General features: G+C 43.9%; 18 protein-coding genes. 16 read left to right on the top strand and 2 right to left on the bottom strand.

The annotated features are described in order from the left end of the window. The first annotated feature begins 24 nt into the window (after positions 1–24). Together glaH and lhgO are read left to right on the top strand one after the other, a co-directional pair. On the top strand, positions 25–960 hold the full coding sequence (gene glaH / locus K2225_RS07915) for a glutarate dioxygenase GlaH (protein ID WP_220584248.1): 936 nt from the start codon (positions 25–27) through the stop codon (positions 958–960). A gap of 14 nt (positions 961–974) precedes the next feature. After that, positions 975–2,180: an L-2-hydroxyglutarate oxidase gene (gene lhgO, locus K2225_RS07910; RefSeq protein WP_220584247.1), complete on the top strand. Its 1,206-nt coding sequence runs from the start codon at positions 975–977 to the stop codon at positions 2,178–2,180. A gap of 31 nt (positions 2,181–2,211) precedes the next feature. Here the strand turns inward: lhgO and K2225_RS07905 are convergent, their stop codons facing one another. Both K2225_RS07905 and K2225_RS07900 read right to left on the bottom strand, forming a co-directional pair. After that, the gene (locus K2225_RS07905) at positions 2,212–2,517 is read right to left on the bottom strand and encodes a DUF3870 domain-containing protein (RefSeq protein ID WP_220584246.1); all 306 of its coding nucleotides are present in this window, start codon (positions 2,515–2,517) and stop codon (positions 2,212–2,214) included. 25 nt (positions 2,518–2,542) lie between these two features. Next, positions 2,543–3,523 (bottom strand): DctP family TRAP transporter solute-binding subunit, encoded by a 981-nt coding sequence (locus K2225_RS07900; RefSeq protein ID WP_255574325.1) that lies wholly within the window; start codon positions 3,521–3,523, stop codon positions 2,543–2,545. 155 nt (positions 3,524–3,678) lie between these two features. On the opposite strand from K2225_RS07900, the gene K2225_RS07895 reads away from it, so the two are divergent. From K2225_RS07895 to K2225_RS07830, 14 genes are all read left to right on the top strand, one after another. Next, positions 3,679–5,316, top strand: a complete 1,638-nt coding sequence (locus tag K2225_RS07895) for an ATP-binding protein (protein WP_220584245.1) — start codon at positions 3,679–3,681, stop codon at positions 5,314–5,316. After that, on the top strand, positions 5,276–5,968 hold the full coding sequence (locus K2225_RS07890) for a response regulator (RefSeq protein ID WP_220584244.1): 693 nt from the start codon (positions 5,276–5,278) through the stop codon (positions 5,966–5,968). Before K2225_RS07895 ends, K2225_RS07890 begins: the two co-directional genes overlap by 41 nt. A gap of 151 nt (positions 5,969–6,119) precedes the next feature. Continuing rightward, a complete protein-coding gene (locus K2225_RS07885; RefSeq protein ID WP_220584243.1) occupies positions 6,120–7,109 on the top strand; it encodes a TAXI family TRAP transporter solute-binding subunit in 990 nt (329 codons plus the stop codon). A 38-nt stretch (positions 7,110–7,147) separates the two neighbouring features. Beyond that, a complete protein-coding gene (locus K2225_RS07880; protein WP_220584242.1) occupies positions 7,148–7,642 on the top strand; it encodes a DUF1850 domain-containing protein in 495 nt (164 codons plus the stop codon). Then, positions 7,639–9,795 carry a TRAP transporter permease gene (locus K2225_RS07875; RefSeq protein ID WP_370632727.1) on the top strand — a complete coding sequence of 719 codons (2,157 nt, stop codon included), beginning with the start codon at positions 7,639–7,641 and terminating at the stop codon, positions 9,793–9,795. Before K2225_RS07880 ends, K2225_RS07875 begins: the two co-directional genes overlap by 4 nt. 17 nt (positions 9,796–9,812) lie before the next feature. Continuing rightward, positions 9,813–10,688: a fumarylacetoacetate hydrolase family protein gene (locus K2225_RS07870; protein ID WP_220584241.1), complete on the top strand. Its 876-nt coding sequence runs from the start codon at positions 9,813–9,815 to the stop codon at positions 10,686–10,688. A gap of 6 nt (positions 10,689–10,694) precedes the next feature. After that, positions 10,695–11,486, top strand: coding sequence for an SDR family oxidoreductase (locus K2225_RS07865; RefSeq protein ID WP_220584240.1), 792 nt, complete (start codon positions 10,695–10,697; stop codon positions 11,484–11,486). Between the two features lie 132 nt (positions 11,487–11,618). Further along, positions 11,619–13,268 (top strand): alpha-glucosidase, encoded by a 1,650-nt coding sequence (locus K2225_RS07860; RefSeq protein ID WP_220584239.1) that lies wholly within the window; start codon positions 11,619–11,621, stop codon positions 13,266–13,268. 211 nt (positions 13,269–13,479) lie between these two features. Further along, positions 13,480–14,424, top strand: coding sequence for an N-acetylglucosamine kinase (locus tag K2225_RS07855; protein ID WP_220584238.1), 945 nt, complete (start codon positions 13,480–13,482; stop codon positions 14,422–14,424). 18 nt (positions 14,425–14,442) lie between these two features. Next, positions 14,443–15,348 (top strand): N-acetylmuramic acid 6-phosphate etherase, encoded by a 906-nt coding sequence (gene murQ / locus K2225_RS07850; protein WP_220584237.1) that lies wholly within the window; start codon positions 14,443–14,445, stop codon positions 15,346–15,348. Positions 15,349–15,405: 57 nt separating this feature from the next. Next, positions 15,406–16,788: an ABC transporter substrate-binding protein gene (locus tag K2225_RS07845; protein WP_220584236.1), complete on the top strand. Its 1,383-nt coding sequence runs from the start codon at positions 15,406–15,408 to the stop codon at positions 16,786–16,788. Positions 16,789–16,932: 144 nt separating this feature from the next. Further along, entirely contained in the window at positions 16,933–17,826 is an 894-nt protein-coding gene (locus tag K2225_RS07840) for a carbohydrate ABC transporter permease (RefSeq protein ID WP_220584235.1), read from the top strand. 19 nt (positions 17,827–17,845) lie between these two features. Then, on the top strand, positions 17,846–18,682 hold the full coding sequence (locus tag K2225_RS07835) for a carbohydrate ABC transporter permease (RefSeq protein ID WP_220584234.1): 837 nt from the start codon (positions 17,846–17,848) through the stop codon (positions 18,680–18,682). A gap of 14 nt (positions 18,683–18,696) precedes the next feature. After that, on the top strand, positions 18,697–19,575 hold the full coding sequence (locus K2225_RS07830; RefSeq protein ID WP_220584893.1) for a MurR/RpiR family transcriptional regulator: 879 nt from the start codon (positions 18,697–18,699) through the stop codon (positions 19,573–19,575). The last annotated feature ends 4 nt before the right edge of the window (positions 19,576–19,579 follow it).

Raw genomic sequence — 19,579 nt, 5'->3', positions numbered from 1 at the left:
TCAAAAATTTTGGAGGGATTTTTTATGAGTATGGTTGAGACGAAAAAGCATCCGGAGCAAGTATGGACAGGTCATGGGTATCGTATAGAGCCTAATAAGGAACATCCTCGATTGTATAAAGTAGAATTGGAACAATGGGTGGTACAGCAATTTTTGGCAGACGTCAAAGACATCAGCGATGAACAACTGGAGTATATTCCTTATCAGCGCCTTATGGTTGCAAAAGCCCTGCAGGACTTACTGGATGAATCATTCGGTGAAACCATTCGCCATATTCTACATGATCGTTTATCCGGCGGATTCACGGTCGGTCTGGGTGGGGAAAATGCAGACGCCCAGGATTATGTGAAGTTTTCAACTGCTTTTTCTCACCTGGCAGGTATTCCTAACTTTGATGCCATGTCGAAAAAGTATTACGCCCGATTCTCTGTGAAACATACCGATGACAGTGATTCCTACCTTCGTCAAGCTTACCGACGGTTTACGTTGCATACGGATGGAACCTATGTGGACGAACCAACGGACTGGCTGCTTATGATGAAAATGGAAGAGGAGAACGCTGTTGGAGGAAGCTCAAGACTTCTTCACTTGGATGAGTGGGAGGATTTTGAATACTTCTCCAATCATTCGTTAGCTTCTTATCCTTTTACTTATAAAGCCCCTGCAAGTAAGAACGTTTCTGAAGAGGTTACCAGAAAGACATTTTATACATGGAACAACCTGCCTTGTATTTGTTTTATTGATCAATTTGTTTATCCTCAAACGATTCAACAAGCGGAATACCTACAAGAGCTCTCCTATGCAATCGAACAATCCAAAGGAGTGATCGAGTTGGAACTTCCTGTAGGGGATCTTGTTATGTTGAACAATCGTTTCTGGCTTCACGGTCGAGGGGCTTTTGAACAGAATACAGAGCTGCATAGAGAGTTGCTCCGTCAAAGAGGTCGATTTGTTCAATAACGGGAGGTTTTGGGATGTATGATTATGCTGTAATCGGGGGCGGAATTGTCGGATTGTCAACCGCTCATGCTATTAAGAAGAAGGACCCACATGCAAGGGTCGCTGTCATTGATAAAGAAAAAAGGATATCGATCCATCAAACCGGACGAAATAGTGGAGTGATCCATTCTGGTGTCTATTATAAACCTGGGAGTCTGAAAGCAAGGATGGCTGTTCAAGGTCGCCAATCCATGGTGGACTTTTGTGAAAAAAACGATATTCCTCACGATGTGTGTGGAAAAGTGCTCGTAGCAACTGAAAAAGAAGAGCTTCCACGTATGGAGGCCTTGTATGAAAGAGTCCAGGAGAATGGATTGAATGTTACCAGGATCGACCGAGAGGAATTGAAAGAAATCGAACCCTATGTCGATGGAATCGCTGGGCTTAAAGTACCGACCACCGGAATCGTTGATTATAAACAGGTGAGCCAGAAGTTAAAAGAACTGTTGGAAGCGGCAGGGGTTGATATTTTGCTCGGGCAACCGGTTGAGGACCTTCATGAGAACAAGGAAGAGGTAGTCATCGATCTTCCCGGCAAGAATATACGTGCCAGGTATGTGGTGAACTGTGCAGGTTTGTTCAGTGATCGCATTGTTAAGATGGCGGGGATTCACAGTGAATTGAGGATTATTCCGTTCCGCGGGGAGTATTTCAAATTAAAAGAAGAAAAAAGCCACCTCGTAAAAGGATTAATCTATCCAATTCCTAACCCGGATTTTCCTTTCCTTGGTGTCCATTTAACGAAAACGATGGATGGAGGGGTCCATGCAGGTCCTAATGCTGTACTCACATTCAAGCGTGAAGGGTACAGGAAAACGGACTTTGACTGGAGAGATACACGAGATATTCTATCTTTTCCGGGCTTCTGGAAAATGGCTGGTTCCAATATGAAAGAAGGGATGAAGGAAATGGTACGTTCCTTTCATAGAAAAAGTTTTGTTAAGAGCCTGCAGCGTCTCGTCCCTTCCATTGAACCTGAAGATGTCCTTCCATCAGATGCTGGAGTGAGGGCACAGGCCATGTTGAAGGACGGAAAGCTCGTGGATGACTTTTATATCATTTCAGGAAAGAGGACCGTACACATTTGCAATGCCCCTTCTCCAGCAGCAACCGCATCACTGGAGATAGGCAAAGAAATTGCTGAGCGACTTCCTGAACGGTCGTATGCTATAGCAAAATAAGCAGAAAAAGGACCAGCATGTGCTGGTCCTTTTACATATGTTGGTGATACTGTTTGTGTGCATCCTTCAGGGCGGCTTCAAGGGCATTCCCGGCTTTCCCAAGATACCCTTTTCTTAATGTATTCAATGGTTCTTCGATTCCATCCTTTAAGCTGAACCCTTTTAATAATGATTTAATATAGCCTCTTCCGTGGTCAGTAGCAAGCGTACAGGAGGCATCTACGATGACACCATATTTTTGATCGATTTCCAATGTTAAAGTGAGAGATTCAGAGATATGGTTGGCAGCAATACCCGTCGGTAATTTAGAATGACCAGCGACAAACACGGTTCTCATTTCATCTTCCTCCTCAAGTGTGAAGTTATTCTTCTTGTATTCGTTCTAGTTCTTCCATCAATGATTGGCTGATATCAGTATTTTGATAGATACTTTTAAATTTCTCTTTCCAAAGCTCTTTTTGTTCGCTGCTTAAATAGTGAATCTCCATGAAGTCCATTCGTTTCATTTGGCGAAGGTGTGAGTCATTCATTTCAATGGCATGTCTCCATATCCATGCGGTCGTCTCATCCAGTGCGTTCGTAATAATCAGTTGATGTTCTTTTGAAAGCTCTTCCCAAAAATCGTTATTCATTAGGACAACATAGCCTAAGTAACCGTGATTACTAATGGTCATATAGTTCTGTTCTTCATACAATTTCTTAGAAAAAATATTGGAGGCTGTATTTTCTTGTCCATCGATAAAACCGACTTCCAAATTGCTGTAGGTTTTATTGAAAGGAATCTCACTGGTGCTTGCGCCCAGCGATTTGAATTGGGATTGAATCATAGGGCTTGGCATAATTCTAAAATGCGTCCGTTTGAAGTCTTCGGGTAAAAGCAATGGCTTTTTGTCGTTTGTGATTTGTTTGAATCCGTTATACCAATAGGTCATTCCTCTGATGTCACTGTCCAAACGATCGAATAACTGGTTACCTAATTCTCCTTCATAAGCTTTCTTTACATCGTCGAAAGTTGAGAACGCGTAGGGGAGGTCAAGAACCTGCCATCCAGGGTCATGGGCTGTCATTTTTGATGTAGCAGGAGCGATCATTTCGATATGTCCGTCTTTTAAGGCTGCATATTCGTTTTGATCATTATATAGACTGCCATTCGCATAGATTTCCACTTTGATTTCCCCGTTTGATCGTGTTTCGACAAGGGAGGCAAATTTTCTGGCTGCTCTCGCTTTTGGTGTGTTTTCGGCTACGACGTGGCTGAATTTAATAACAACTTCATCATTAATTCCTTCTTGTTCATCGTCATATTCAAGGGTCTCAGAGGCCTCGCTGAAATCAAAGCCCAAATAAAGCGCCGTTAAAATCCCCGTGCAGATAAAGAGACCGATCGCTGTGAAGGTCTTCAGAAGAATCCCTCCTGGAATCGTTTACATCAGTTTACCATAGTTCGACAATTAAGTGATACACTAGAATGAAGAGAGGATAGGAAAGGGGATGGACCATGTCACTGAAACATATGCCGATTCGTTGGAAGATTACGATTCTATCATTCGGGATCGTCCTTTTTTCTATCGTCATCGGTGGCATCGTCATTATAGGGAACACCATTGAATCCAGAGAGAAGTCTCTTGGAGAGCATGCCCTTGTAACGGGACGCACGGTAGCCAATTTGCCAGCGTTAAAAAAACATTTATCCGAACCGGAAGGATGGGACGAAATTAACCCTGTGGTGGATAGGATTCGGACCATTAACAACTCTGATTACATTGTGGTGCTCAATATGAATCGGGTTCGTTTTTCTCATCCTTCAGAAGATAAGCTTGGAACCCTTTCCTCAGGAAAGGATGAAGGACCTGCATTTGCTGAACATAGTTATACAACAAAAGCTCAAGGCGATGCCGGGGTAGCGGTCCGAGGTTTTGTACCCGTGATGAATGATGATCACGAACAAATTGGAGTCGTGATTGTAGGGAATCTTCTACCATCGATCACTGAGATTTTATCGGATATGAAAAGGGAGATTTTTTTCATCCTGTTTCTGACTTCCTTGTTCGGAGTTATTGGTTCCTGGTTACTTGCCAGGCACCTTAAAGAGCAGACGTACCGATTGGAACCCTATGAAATTGTTCAATTGTTAGTAGAGCGAACGGCTACTTTCCAAGCCATGAATGAAGGTATCATTGCTGTAAATAAAGATAGTCAGATCACCATTATGAATGAAAAGGCGAAAGAGATTCTTGGTCTGAATGGAAATTATTTGAGCAAGCCCATTCAACATGTGGTCCCGGAAATGCGGCTGCATCACGTCCTTGTATCAGGAGAGACAGCTTTCAATGAGGAAATAAGGTATGGCAGTGCCATCCTGTTCAATACAAGAGTTCCCATACGGGTGGATAAAGAAGTGATCGGGGCAGTCATGGTGTTTCAGGACCGTACCAATATTACCAAACTCGCAGAAGAACTGACGGGCGTAAAAGCGTTTGTTGATGCGCTGCGTGTTCAAAACCATGAGCATTTAAATAAATTACATACGATTGCAGGATTGATTCAGCTTGATCAAAAGGAACAAGCCTTAAACTTTGTGTTTGAAACGTCAGAGAAACATGAGAATCTTTCCCGGATGCTGGTCCACAAATTCAAAGATTATAGTTTAGCGGGGTTGTTGATTAGTAAAGTGAGTCGGGGCAGAGAGCTTGGAATTGATGTGTCCATTGATGAGAATAGTACGTTGAAAAGTTATCCTCCATTATTGGATCAACACGATTTTGTCCTCATTGTCGGGAATCTCGTTGAAAATGCTTTTGATGCTCTGCATAGCATCCATCGAGAGGAGAAGTTGGTGAGTGTGTCCATCTTGCAGGATCGACATCAGTGTACCGTTATGGTTGAGGACAATGGGGAAGGGATATCGGATGAACAGAAAGAGAAAATCTTTCAAAAGGGTTATTCAACGAAAGGAGATCAAGGGTCCGGCATTGGATTATACCTCGTGAAAAATATCGTACATAAAGGCTGCGGAGAATTAGAAGTTGTCTCACAAATCGGGGAAGGCACAAGTTTTGTTATTGAATTCCCTATGGAAAAAGAGGAGGGACAGGATGAGAAAACAACGATCGGATATTCGGGTGTTATTGATTGAAGATGATCCTATGGTCCAGGAAGTGAACCGGCAATTCATCGAGAGGGTGGAAGGTTATCATGTCGTTGCTATCGCTTCTAATGGAGAAGAAGGGTTGAAGCTTATCCGGGAACATCAACCTGACCTGGTCATTTTGGATATCTACATGCCCGCCCTGGATGGGAGGCAGACATTGCAGGAACTTCGTCGTCTAGCCTTCGATGTAGAGGTTATGGTGATCACTGCGGCCAATGACAAAAGCATGATTCGTTCCATGTTTCAATATGGGGTGGTGGATTATATTATCAAGCCATTCAAATTTGAACGATTGGAACGAGCTCTTCTCGATTATAAGAATTTCCGTACCCGTATGACAGGAGAAGGTGGGGTCGCTCAGGAACAGTTGGATACTTTATTCAACCATGCTCCGTCATCAAAAGGAATGAATCACCTTCCTAAGGGATTGAATCAACAAACCTTAAACCAAATTTTAGATTACTTGAAACAGGATGCCGTTGCCTTATCCGCCGAAGAGGTAGCGGACGGTTTAGGTATGGCTCGGGTGACAGCAAGGAGATATTTAGACTATCTTCAGAAAAATGGACAGCTGAATATCGATATCCAGTACGGCGGTGTCGGCCGTCCGGTCAATCGTTATCAGGTGAAACCATGAGGTTCTCTTATAAAAAAAGAGGCCTCTTTTTTTATGAATAAGAGCAAAGACCAAAAAGACCAAAATGTCCAATATGTCCGTAATGTTTTTTTTAATAATTGAAAGCGTTACCATTATTTTTAGAATATTACGAATTGGGGGAATAAACACGATGAAACGGTTATTATTTGTTTTATCTTTAGCATTTACGTTAGTTTTGGCAGCTTGTGGCAGTGATGGCGGGTCGGAAGAGGCTTCAAGTTCCGGAGGAGGATCTGAGTCCATAGTCTTTGGAACTGGTGGAACGTCCGGGACTTATTATCCTATTGGTGGAGCACTCAAGCCGGTTTTTGAAGAGAGCGACAGTATTGATAATGTGACCGTAGAATCTACGGGGGCATCTGTAGCGAACATCCAAAACATTGAGGACAGCCTTAATCAGATGGCCATTATTATGAGTGACGTTGGTTATGATGCGATTGAAGGACAAGGTCAATTTGATGGGAACGCCGTAGAAGTACAAGCGATGGCGGGGATGTATCAGAATGTCGTCCAAGTCGTAGCTTTGAAGGACAGCGGTATTTCATCCATTGAAGATCTTGAAGGGAAAAAAGTAGGCGTAGGTAAAGTAGGATCTGGTGTTGAACAAAGTGCGAAGAAAGTGCTTGAAGCGGTTGGCATTACTTATGATGATCTTTCAAAAGTAACACATACGGGTTATGCCGATAGCGTACAGGAAATGAAGAATGGAAATTTAGATGCTGCGTTCTTTACTTCAGGCGTACCAAACAGCAACATTACGGATTTGATGCAGCAGACGGATATCAACTTTGTTGAAATCAAAGGCGAAACCGCTGATGCACTTATGGAAAAATATCCATTCTACAAGGCGAATACGATCGAAGCTGGTGACGAAGCCCGTTACAATTTAGACGAAGCGGTTGAGACGGTGGGTATTCAAAATATGATTATCGTCAGCCCTGATCTGAGCGAAGATGTCGTCTATGACATGACGAAACGGTACTATGAATATTTGGGAACAGAAGAAGTTTCTGTCGGTGCGTTGAAGCAATTGGGTCGTGATGAAATTGCTAAAGGTTTAATTGCTCCATTGCATCCAGGTGCTAAGAAGTTTTATGAAGAACAAGGCATTTTAGAGTAAAGGAAACAGGGCATCGTTCCGGTGCCCTTTTTTATTCCATGAAAAAGACCTATTTTGTTGTTGGTGTTTTTATCATTCTTAGTGCAGCACTCTCCTTATTCTTTGTGAAAGTGGAAGTGCTCGGTATTTATACAAATCAGGAATTAAGCAGGATTTTTGAGCTTGAAGAAGGAGAAGGCTTTACCATCAGCTGGACCCATTCTGTTGAAAAAGAGACCTGGGAAGAGATGTTTGTCATCGAGGATAGGTCGATTAAATTGACGGCCACACGCTTCAAGACGTTTGGGGCAGGTGTACCGAACGATACTGGGGAGGAGACCTTTCTGAAAGATGGCTGGGTTTACATGACGGGAATCTCCCAGAGGATAGGTAAGCAGCTGGCGATTCGAACAGGAAAAAGCACCAATCATACGGTTATGTATGGAAAGGATACCATCTTATCGCTTGAAAGTCAGAAAGCTTATCAAATAAAGGTTCAGAAGGTTCCGCTAGGTCAGTATATAGCAATTCATTGGAGGGGTGAAGAAAAGTGAATAAGCAGCAGAGCGAAACAGCGGAAAAATACGATCGTGAGAGTACCACGCGTGTGAATATGGCAAAACCGATCGCCATAACGATTTCTGTATTGGCAATCGCTTTATCATTGTTTCATTTGTACACGTCTTATGCAGGCTCACTTGTTGATGTGAAACAGAGAAGTATCCACCTTTATACATTGATGACCCTTGGTTTTTTTATGTATCCGTTCCTTAGGAAAAGAGGGCAGAGAGGTCTCCCTTTTTATGATTACATAACGGCGGGGCTGTCTCTTTTTGTGGGGATTTACATGTTGGCTACCGCTGAACGGATTATCCAATCCGGCGGCCAGATCAATGACACTGACTTTTATGTCGGGGTACTTATCATTCTATTATTGTTCGATATTACTCGACGTGTAACCGGATGGGGGCTTGCTCTTTTAGGACTTGGTTTTCTCATTTATGGATTCTATGTGAAATTGTCGGTGTATCCGGAACTGAATCCTGCGGTCATCACAAGTGTTTCCAAACAGATTATTTCTCAACTGGTCTTTATTACAGAAGGTGTGCTCGGGACCGCTATCGGAGTTTCAGCCAGTTACATCATTCTGTTCATATTGTTCGGGGCTTTTCTCGCAAAGTCGGGGATGGGCCAGTTATTTAATGATTTAGCCCTTGCTGTGGCCGGTCATACCAAAGGTGGACCAGCGAAAGTTGCGGTGATTGCCAGTGGATTTCTAGGTTCGATAAACGGATCTGCCATTGCGAATGTCGTCACGACCGGTACGTTCACCATCCCTCTCATGAAGAAAATTGGTTATAAGAAAGACTTTGCCGGAGCTGTAGAATCTGCAGCCAGTGTAGGAGGTCAAATCTTACCACCCATCATGGGGGCGGCGGCTTTTATCATGGCAGAAAACTTGAATGTCGCTTACACGAAGATTATTTTAGCTGGAATCATACCTGCTTTACTGTTCTATGTCGGCATATTGCTGCAGGTTCATTTCCGAGCCTCAAAACGAGGACTAAGAGGGCTGCCGAAAGAAGAACTCCCATCATTAAAAGGGGTCCTTGTCGAGCGTGGTCACTTAATCATTCCAATGTTGACTTTGCTTTACCTGCTTTTCTCTGGGAAGACACCTTTTTATGCTGCTTTTTGGTCCATCATTGCAACGGTAGTGATTGCCGGATCGAAACGGATGCTTCCGATTATTGTTGCCCTTTCTTTATACTTGATTTTCCAACCCCAGCTTTCGGCTTTGGTCACAGGTGGGAATATGCCGAATATCCGTAGTGATTGGTGGGAACTTTTATTGATTGTTGCTCTTCCTCTTGGAATCAACCTTTGGAGAAAATGGCTTCAAATCGAAGGGGATGAAGTGGGGGTTAAAGATTGCTTAAATGCCCTTGAAGAAGGGGCTAAAACGACTGTCCCTGTAGCGATAGCATGTGGTGCTGTCGGTATTGTTGTAGGAATCGCTTCCCTTACAGGGGTTGCATTAGAGATTGCTAATAGCATTGTGAGTATTGGTAGTGCCGTCAACAGCCCGCTGATCCAATTGATTATCACGCTGATATTGACGATGATCACTTCTATCATTTTAGGAATGGGCCTTCCAAGTATCCCAACGTACATCATTACAAGTACGATGGCTGCGCCTATTCTCTTACAGCTTCCATTATATCGTGAGCTGGCGGGATCTACGGAAACGGCTACTTTCGTGGCGCATATGTTTGTTTTTTACTTCGGTATCTTTGCCAATATTACGCCACCAGTGGCTTTGGCAGCTTTTGCGGGTGCAGGAGTAGCAGGTGGAAACCCAAACAAGACCGGATTCCAAGCTATGAAACTTGCAATCGCTGGGTTTATCGTTCCGTTTATGTTCGTCTTTTCTCATGAGATGTTGATGATTGACGCAACCGTCCTGAACATTTTGCTGATCACCGTTACTTCCCTCGTTGGCGTCTTTATGCTGTCGATCATGGCCGAAGGGTACCTGAAATCATCCGTACCCGTCTGGATGAGGGCCTTAGCAGGAGCAGGAGCTTTACTATTGATTTATCCAGGGCTCCTCACCGATTTTATCGGTTTAGCCATCTTTGCTTTTGTACTTGTCACCAATTTGAAAAGTAACAATGATCTTCAACAACAACGAACAGCTCTTTAATAGAGGAGGAAGATGTTATGCGCTTATCTACGATTCTGAAAGATGGAAAAGAGATCGCAGCAATAAGAAGGGAGGAAGGGCGAGTCACTCCTTTACCTGATGTGAATGATTTCTTTGAACAATCCTGGCCTACGACAATGTTCGAATTGATTCAATCTAACCAATTGAGTCGTTTTAAGAAATGGTGGAACGAGGTGGCGGATGAGGACAAAGAACGGGTTCCTTCCATTGAAGATCCGGATTACCGTCCCCTCTATCGCCACCCCAGAAAAATTTGGGGGATTGGTTTAAATTACGTCGACCATGCTTCGGATTTGGACGAAGCTGCTCCTGAAGGGGAACCTGCGAGCTTTATGAAGCCAGATACGACAATTATCGGCCATGGGGACAAAATAAAAGTCCCTCTGCAGTCTGAACGAACGACAGGAGAAGCAGAGTTGGGTGTTATTATCGGCCGAGAGTGTAAAGATGTCGAAGCTGCTGAGGCGGGGGATGTAGTTGCCGGTTATACAACCATCATTGATATGACAGCAGAAGATATTTTGCGTAAAAATCCTAGATACTTAACGAGGGCAAAAAGCTTTGATACTTTCTTTAGTTTCGGTCCAGAATTCATCACCCCTGATGAAGTCGGTGATCCTTTAGAATTGAATGTCACAACAAAAATCAATGGCAAGGTTCATCGGACGAACAAAGTAAGGAATATGACTTTTCAACCTTACGAATTGGTTTCTTTCCATTCTAAAGTCATGACACTCCTTCCAGGGGATATCATCTCCACGGGAACTCCAGGAGCAGTCGTTATTAGAGATGGTGACAAGATTGAATGTGAGGTTGATCGCATGATGGTACTGGAAAATTCGGTCGTAGATTTAAAAAATCATGAGGAGTGAATGGAAATGGACTTGCAGTTAGAAAATAAATCCGTCGTTGTACTAGCTTCGAGTAAAGGGCTTGGAAAAGCTGTCAGCCTGGAGTTCGCCAAAGAAGGAGCACGCGTCCTTATTTCTAGCCGGAACGAAACGGAACTTCAATCAGCGAAAGCAGAAATTCAAGAAGCGAGCGGGAACACTCAAGTCGAGTACCAGGTTTGTGATGTTACTAAAAAGGAAGATATTCAAAAACTGATTCAAAAAGCTATTGATCTTTTTGGAACAGTCGATGTGCTGATTAATAATGCCGGTGGCCCTCCAGCGGGAACATTTGAAAACTTTGATGATGAAGACTGGCAGAAAGCATTTGAACTGAATTTACTCAGCTTTACGCGCTCCATACGGGAAGTGTTGCCTGCCATGAAGAAACAACAGGCAGGAAGGATCATCAATATTGCCTCATCTTCTATCAAACAAACGTTGGACAATCTTATCTTATCCAACACCTTTCGGGCAGGAATTGTAGGCTTGTCTAAAAGTCTATCTCAAGAGCTTGCTGGGGATCAGATCCTCATTAACACCGTAGGACCGGGGCGGATCGCTACAGATCGGGTAGCGGAGCTTGATCAAAAGAGAGCCGAAAAACTGGAGGTCTCTGTAGAAGAGCTGAAAAAGAGTACAGAACAATCGATTCCAATCGGTCGTTACGGCGAACCAGAAGAATTCGCCCGAACCGTTGTATTTCTCGCCTCAGGAGCCAACACCTACCTCACAGGCCAATCCCTGGTGGTAGATGGAGGATTAGTAAAAGCACTCTAAAGAAAAAAGCAGTCAGCTAAAAGCTGGCTGCTTTTTCCATTATCTGTATGACCTGGTACAACAAATAATGGAAGTGAACCTCGGATATGCGTTATGGTTGTATGAGAAGGTTTTCATAAGGGAGTGGATGAGATGAATAAGCATGAGTGGTGGAAGAAGAGTGTCGTTTATCAAATTTATCCGAAGAGTTTTAATGATACGAACGGGGATGGAATTGGTGATATTCCCGGAATTATAGAAAAGCTGGACTATTTGAAAGAGCTGGGCGTGGATGTTCTCTGGCTGTCACCAGTCTATGACTCTCCACAAGAAGACAATGGCTATGATATTCGCAACTACCGCCAAGTGGATGATCTATTTGGTCGTATGGAAGACTTGGAAAGATTGCTGGAAGAAGCTCATAAGAGAGACATGAGACTCGTCATGGACCTCGTCGTCAATCACACGTCTGACGAACACCCTTGGTTTGTCGAGTCTTCGAAAAGCAAGGAGAATCCATATCGCGATTATTACATATGGAAAGAAGGCAAGGAGAACGGAGAGCCACCGACAAACTGGACCTCTGTTTTCGGTGGTCCTGCCTGGGAATATGACGAAACAACAGGTGCCTATTATTTGCACATCTTTGCAAAAAAACAGCCGGATTTAAATTGGGAAAACCCCAAGCTCAGAGAAGATATATATGACATGATGAAGTTTTGGCTGGATAAAGGAATGGACGGGTTCCGTATGGACGTCATTAACTTTATCTCTAAAGATCCAGATTATCCGGATGGAGAGAATGGTGATGGAAGTCCCTATTTTATGAATGGGCCACGTGTTCATGAATTTTTGCAGGAAATGAATAAGGAAGTTCTATCAAACTATGACGTGATGACAGTAGGGGAAATGCCTGGGGCTTCTCCAGAAGATGCGACACGCTATACAGATCCTGAGAATGAAGAATTGAATATGATCTTCACTTTTGAGCATATGGATTTAGATTCGAACGGGGACAAGTGGAACTGGACGAACCTGAACCTCGTAGATTTGAAGAAGAATTTTGAAAAATGGCAGACCTCCCTCCATGGTGTCGGTTGGAACAGTTTGTACTGGAACAATCATGACCAGCCCCGTATCGTTTCCCGTTTCGGTGATGATGGTGAGTACCGTGTGAAATCTGCGAAAATGCTTGCCATCTGTCTGCATATGATGCAGGGAACGCCTTATATTTACCAAGGCGAAGAGCTCGGTATGACGAACGTCCACTTTGACACGCTCGAAGAATACAGGGATATTGAGCTTTTCAATATGTATAAAGAGAAGAAGGAACAAGGATGGTCTCATGAAGATCTCATGAAAGCCATCTATGTAAAAGGCCGTGATAATGCCCGAACTCCGATGCAGTGGAATGACTCGGAAAATGGTGGTTTTACAGACGGAACTCCTTGGATACAGGTGAATCCGAATTATGGAGAGATTAATGCAGAGCAAGCCCTGGCAGATGAAAATTCTGTCTTCTATTTCTATCAACAGTTGATTCGCTTGAGAAAAGAAATCGATCTAATCACAGATGGGCGTTTTGAACTGTTAATGAGAGAAGATCCGAATGTTTTTGCTTACAAGCGTGTCGGTGATGAAGGAAGTCTTCTTGTCGTCTGTAACTTTTCTTCAGAAGAAGTGGCAATAGATGAGGAGGTCTTGAAAGAAATCGAAGCAAAGCCCATTGTAATTACAAATGAACCAGAGTCATCGAATCGCACTGCATTGGCTCCTTACGAGGGAACGGTCTATAGAGTTTAATGGAAATAATAACCACACCAGGTCATCCAAATATTGGATGACCTGGTGTGGAATTTTTTTACAACTGCAATGTTTAATTTCTAACTTAAGTGAACGGCACGATTATCTTTTACATTCCTTTTTGAAATAAAATTACAAATATTTAAAACATATGTTGACATAAAAATTCAAAAATTCTATAATAAAGCCAACAAAGATTTGGAGGAAATCCATGAACTATGTGATTGGAATAGACGGAGGCGGGACGAAAACCACGTGCCTGTTCCTTGAAGCAAATCATTGTACATACCCGAAACAACCAAAAGTCATCCAGGGGCCGGGGACCAACCCTCATCAAATTGGTTTTGAGGAAGCCGGTCGTCGGTTAATGGCACTGATTGAAAAAGGATTACAAACATTCAACGTAGATTCTGCACAAATCATAGGCATTGGCTTCGGACTTGCTGGTATTGGAAGACCAGAGGACGAAGATAAAATGAAGAAGATTGTGCAGAATATTTTTTGGAATTTATCATTTTCTGAAAATTTAAACTCGTTTATTGGATCCGATAGTTTAGCCGCGCTGAAAGGAGCTCTTTCCCTTAGAGATAAGTCTGGAATACTTGTCATCTCAGGGACAGGGTCGAATGCTGTTGGCGTCGATCTTGAAGGGGGAATCCATAAATGTGGAGGCTGGGGCCATCTGATCGGGGATGAAGGAAGTGGATACTACCTTTCTTTGAAAGCGTTATCAAAAGTGGCGAAGGCTGCAGATGGACGTGGAGAGGAAACCCTTATGACTCCTCTTATATTAGAGAAGTTACACCTCCATAAGCCTGAAGATCTTGTCCGTCACATTTATGGGAGGCCTCAAGAAAAACACGAGATTGCCAAGCTTGCGACATGTGTAATAGAAGCGTCGGAACAAAAGGATGAAGTTGCGGTGAGGATCTTGGAACAAGCAGCCGATGAGCTCGTTTTACATGTAGAGAGTATCGCTCGCCGCGGTTTTGAAAGAGATACAAACATTACAGCAGCTGGGTCTATTTTCAAGCACTCTAAAGTTCTGAAACAGCATTTCATCCAGAAGATCGAAACAAAAGGGTTAGGTGTATATCGAGAGCCTTATGCTCCACCTGAGTTTGGAGCAGCGATGTTAGCAATTCCTGAAAATTAATCAAAGGTGGTGCCAAAGGTGACAAATTCCTTGACGTTCCTAACAACAGAGCAACGAAATGAACGAACAAAAAACATGGATGAGATGACCACATCGGAAATCTTGAAAGTCATGAATGAAGAAGATCACAAAGTTGCAGAAGCCGTCAAACGAGTTTTGCCGGCGATTACGAAAGCGGTGGATCGTATTTCCGATTCGTTAAACAAAGGAGGGCGACTCTTTTACGTAGGAGCGGGTACGAGCGGTCGTCTTGGCATTTTGGACGCATCTGAATGTCCGCCGACTTTCCTGGTGGATCCTGATATGGTTCAAGCCGTGATGGCAGGTGGTGGTTCTGCGTTTACGAAAGCGAAAGAGAATTCCGAAGATGATGCAGCTCAGGGAGAAAAAGATTTGAAGGCAAAAAAACTCACCTCAGACGATATTGTGGTCGGGATTACGGCAAGCGGCCGGACTCCTTATCCGATCGGAGCTCTCAATCACGCACGTTCGGTCGGGGCTTACACCATCTCTTTATCCTGCAACCATCGTTCCGAAATCAGTGATTCTGCCGATTGTCCCATAGAGGTTGTGGTCGGGCCTGAGGTTTTGACAGGTTCGACACGGTTGAAAGCGGCGACGGCTCACAAAATGGTGCTGAATATGATGAGCACGACAGCTATGGTCAAACTCGGAAAGGTCTACGAAAACTTGATGGTGGATGTTCATGCAAGCAACCATAAATTGAGAGAACGCGCGAAAAGCATTCTGATGGAGTGTACCTCAGCGACTTATGAGGAAGCGGAGGATACGTTGAAAAAAGCGAAGCTTCAAGTGAAGCCGGCGATCGTTATGCTGAAGCGAAGCGTTTCCTATGAGCAAGCCAAACAAATGCTTCAGTCGAATGAGGGCAATTTGAGAAAAGCCATGCAAGAATCTAAATGATTTGAAGACCATTGTTCATGGTTTCAAATAAATTTTTCAATCAAAAAGGGGGAGCTTATGTTGAACATGTGGCGGAAAACATCTGCTTGGTTGATGATGGCGGTTTTGTTCGCTTTCTTGTTGTTGGTCGGTTGTGCACCAGGAGCAGGGACGGAAGAAACGGACAGCGAGGGCACAGAGGAAGAGTCCAGTTCTGAAGGGTCTTCGGAATCTGGTGAATCCGGTGAAGTTTCGGGAGAGCTTGAAATTCAGTACTTTGTCGGTGGTTATGGTGATTCCTGGTGGAAAGAAGTCATTGCTGATTTCCAGGAAGAGTATCCGGATGTCTCGATCACGGAACATGCTGGTCCTAATATTAATGAAGAAATGCGTTCACGCTGGGTATCCGATGATCCACCTGATGTCGTTTATATTGATGGTGCGGGTTCCAGTGAAACACAGATGGTTGAAGATGGTCAGCTCATGAATTTGACGGAATGGTTGAGTGGAGTTGAGCTTGAAGATGGTTCCGCTCTAGGTGAAAGTTTCATTGTTGATCCTGCTAAGTACGATGGGGAAATCTACAGCTTACCACTTGTCTTCGATACATGGGGCACATGGTATGACAATGCCTGGTTTGAAGAAAACAATTGGGATGTACCGAAAGACTTCCCTAGTTTCATGGATACGATGAGTCAAATTAAGGAAGATGAGGGCATTGAGCCTTTCGTTACGACAGGACAATATCCATACTACTTCCTGCGCGGTATGCTTTACCCTGCCTTTGGTGCAGCTGGTGGAGACGAGTTACTTAATGATGTCATTACAGGTGCAGAAGGCGCTTGGACGAGTGAACCTGTCCTTAATGTCATGAAAAAAGTGGAGCAGATGCAGCAAGAAGGCATGATTGATTCTGGATTTGGTGCGTTGAACCATACGCAATCCCAAATGAATTTCCTGCTTCATGACAATGCATTCATTCCCGTTGGTTTCTGGCTGCCGAATGAAATGGCCAATGATACCCCGGAAGATTTCGAATATGGATTCATTCCTTCTCCGATGCAGGATGAAGGTGAACCAGCTGCGATTGTTCCAGACTTGCGTCCACTAGCCATTGCGGAAAAAGCAGAAAATCCAGCAGCAGCGAAAGCTTTCGTCGAGTTTGTTTTCACAAAAGAATATGCCAAGAGTTTCTCTGAACATACGGGAGCGATCATGAACCTGCAAGGGGTGGACCTTGCTTCAAGTGAGGAAGTTCCTTCATTCTTGATTGATGCCAATGAGATGATTAACGATCCTGAGCAAGTCCAGATTTATCAAAAGCCACACCCGATGAGTTCAGAGCTTGAAACGCCGATCAGCAACTCGCTCGTATCTTTGATGCTCGGTAACATTACAGCCGAAGAGTTCGTTGAGGAAGCTGAACAAGCGGCAGCGGAATACCGCAGCAGTTTGGAGTAAAGGACAAGTGGAATGTGGAGGCGGAGGTCTTCACATTCCATTTTTCTTAAAGGCATAAGCCAATCAACCGCGGGATGCCATCCTGCTGTTGCTTGACTTATGCTAGTAAAAACATATTCAAACCAGAAAAAGAGGTGGTTGTAAATGGTCCAGTCCAAACGACAGCGGAACTTGTTTCTTGCCTTCTGTCTTGTTCCGACATTCTTATTGTTTGCCGTGTTCACGTTGTATCCCTTGTTCAATGGTCTTTATTATTCCTTTTTCAAATGGTCAGGGGCTTCTTCACTCGCCGAGTTCGTAGGTTTTGATAATTACCGCCGGTTATTCAGCGATGATATTATCCCAAGCACGATCTGGCACGATTACTTTCTTGTCATTACAAAAGTGTTCGGCATCATGATTCTGTCGACCTTTTTTGCGGTAGCCTTAACACAAATGAAAATCAAAGAAGCTCCGTTTTATCGGATTGTCTTCTTCTTTCCGAACATCATGTCCGTCGTCGTGATCGGGATCTTGTGGATGTTCATCTATAATCCTAGTCTTGGCCTTGTGAACTCAGGTCTCGAATTGATTGGCCTTGAGAGCTGGACACGTCCATGGCTTGGGAGCGAAGACTGGGCTTTGCCAAGTCTTGTCCTTCCTTCTGTGTGGGCAGGGATCGGGTTGTTCATGCTCATGCTGATGGGTGGGATTTCCAACATATCGAAAAGTTACTATGAAGCAGCTGAGATCGACGGGGCGACCGAGTGGCAGCAGTTTTGGAAGGTGACCTTACCGCTGATCTGGCCACAAATCAAAATCTCCATCTTGTACATCATCATTACGACCTTGAACGGATCCTTCATTATCGTTCAGGTCATGACCAAAGGTGGCCCGAACAATTCAACACACGTGATGGGTTCCTATTTATATGAACAGGCTTTCGTTAAATACAACTTCGGATACGGGGCAACAATCGGCGTTATGATTTTAATCTTGTCTCTCGTGACCGTTTTAATTATGCAATTCCTGATGAGAAGAGAGAAAGTGGAGTATTAACAGACAGGAGGGGAATAGAGTGCAAAAAGCGAGTATTTTTTCAAGAACGATTGTACGGATCCCATTGATCATCTGGTCTCTGGCCGTCTTATATCCGATTTTCTGGATGGTGTTGGGCGCATTCAAGTCCAATGCAGAAATCTACGCCAATCCGTGGGGACTTCCGGAATCATTCAGTTTCAGTAATTTCGTCGATGCATGGAGCAATTACAATATTGATGCGAGTGTGTTTAATAGTTTTATCGTGACCGGTCTTGGAGCCACACTGACCCTTGCGATGGCGATTCCGACTTCTTACGCTTTAGAACGCATGCGCTTTCGCGGAAACCGGTTATTGTTCACGCTTTATATTTCAGCGATGATGATTCCGATGGTCCTCGGCTGGATTCCGTTGTTCTTTCTACTCATGCAGCTGAATCTGCTTGATAACATTTTCGGTCTCAGTATCGTTTATGCGGTCAGCCAACTGCCGTTCAGTATTTTCGTTTTGACGAGTTTCATGGCAACGATTCCAAAATCTCTTGAAGAAGCGGCTGCAATCGATGGAATGTCGCCGTATGGGATCTTGTGGAAAATCATTACGCCGCTTTCGACAACGGGGATTATTACCGTTACGATTATGAATATGATCCAGTTTTGGAATGAGTATTTTATGGCGCTCATCTTCCTGCAATCGGAGGAAAACTATACGCTTGCTCTTGCGATTGATTATATTAGTAATGAGACGCAATATACGAATGCCTGGGGGACGCTGTTTGCAAGCCTTGTCATTGCCATCGTACCGGTCATCGTTTTGTATGCGATTTTCCAACGCCGAATCGTTAAAGGAATGACTGAGGGAGCCATTAAAGGATAAGTGTGGTGAAACAAATGAAGAATTCTCTAACCGGTGGACTTGTCATTTTAAATGAAATGAAGGACAAGCTTCCACCTTCTGAAAAAAAGATCGCCGAATTTATTTTGGATCAGCCTCATGAAGCGATCCACTGTACGGCGACACAACTCGGCGAGCTGAGCTCGACGAGCAGTGCAGCCGTCATCCGGTTGTGCAAGTCTCTTGGTCTGAAAGGCTTGCAAGAATTGAAATTAAGGATCTCCGGGGATTTACAAAAGAAGCCGGAGGCCAGGTACCGGGATATTCAACCGGGTGAGCCTTCTGATTCAATCGTAGAAAAAATAACGAGCAACAGTCTTCAGGCGATCCGCGAAACAACGGAAATGGTGGACTACCGGACGTTATCAGAAGCGGTAAAGCTTTTGAACGAAGCGGGTGCCATTCACTTTTTCGGCGTGGGTGCGTCCGGGATCATCGCTCAGGATGCCCAACAGAAATTTTTACGGATGAACAAGCCGACCTCTGCGTTTACAGATATGCATAATGCCGCGATGAACATTGCTAACGTAACGGAGAATGATGTCGTCTTCGGCATCTCGTTTTCCGGTGAAACCTATGAAACAGCGAAGATTATGGAAATTGCAAAGAAAAAGGGAGCTCGCACAATTAGTTTGACACGTTATGGACAATCTCCCGTTGCAGAACATGCCGATGTATCGTTGTACATTTCCGCCTCAAGAGAGATTCCTGCACCATTTCGAAGTGGTGCCACATCATCCCGTCTTGCCCAGTTACATATGATTGACATTCTTTTCGTCAATGTCGTCACAGAACAATGGGACAAGGCCTCCGAGTACTTTCATGAAATTACCGACGTCATGGATTTGTTGAAAGGGAAGAAAACGAAGGGATAAGGAG

The sequence above is a fragment of the Halobacillus sp. Nhm2S1 genome (assembly GCF_019599545.1).
Classification (GTDB): domain Bacteria; phylum Bacillota; class Bacilli; order Bacillales; family Halobacillaceae; genus Halobacillus.
This window is presented reverse-complemented; position numbering and strand designations above follow the sequence as displayed.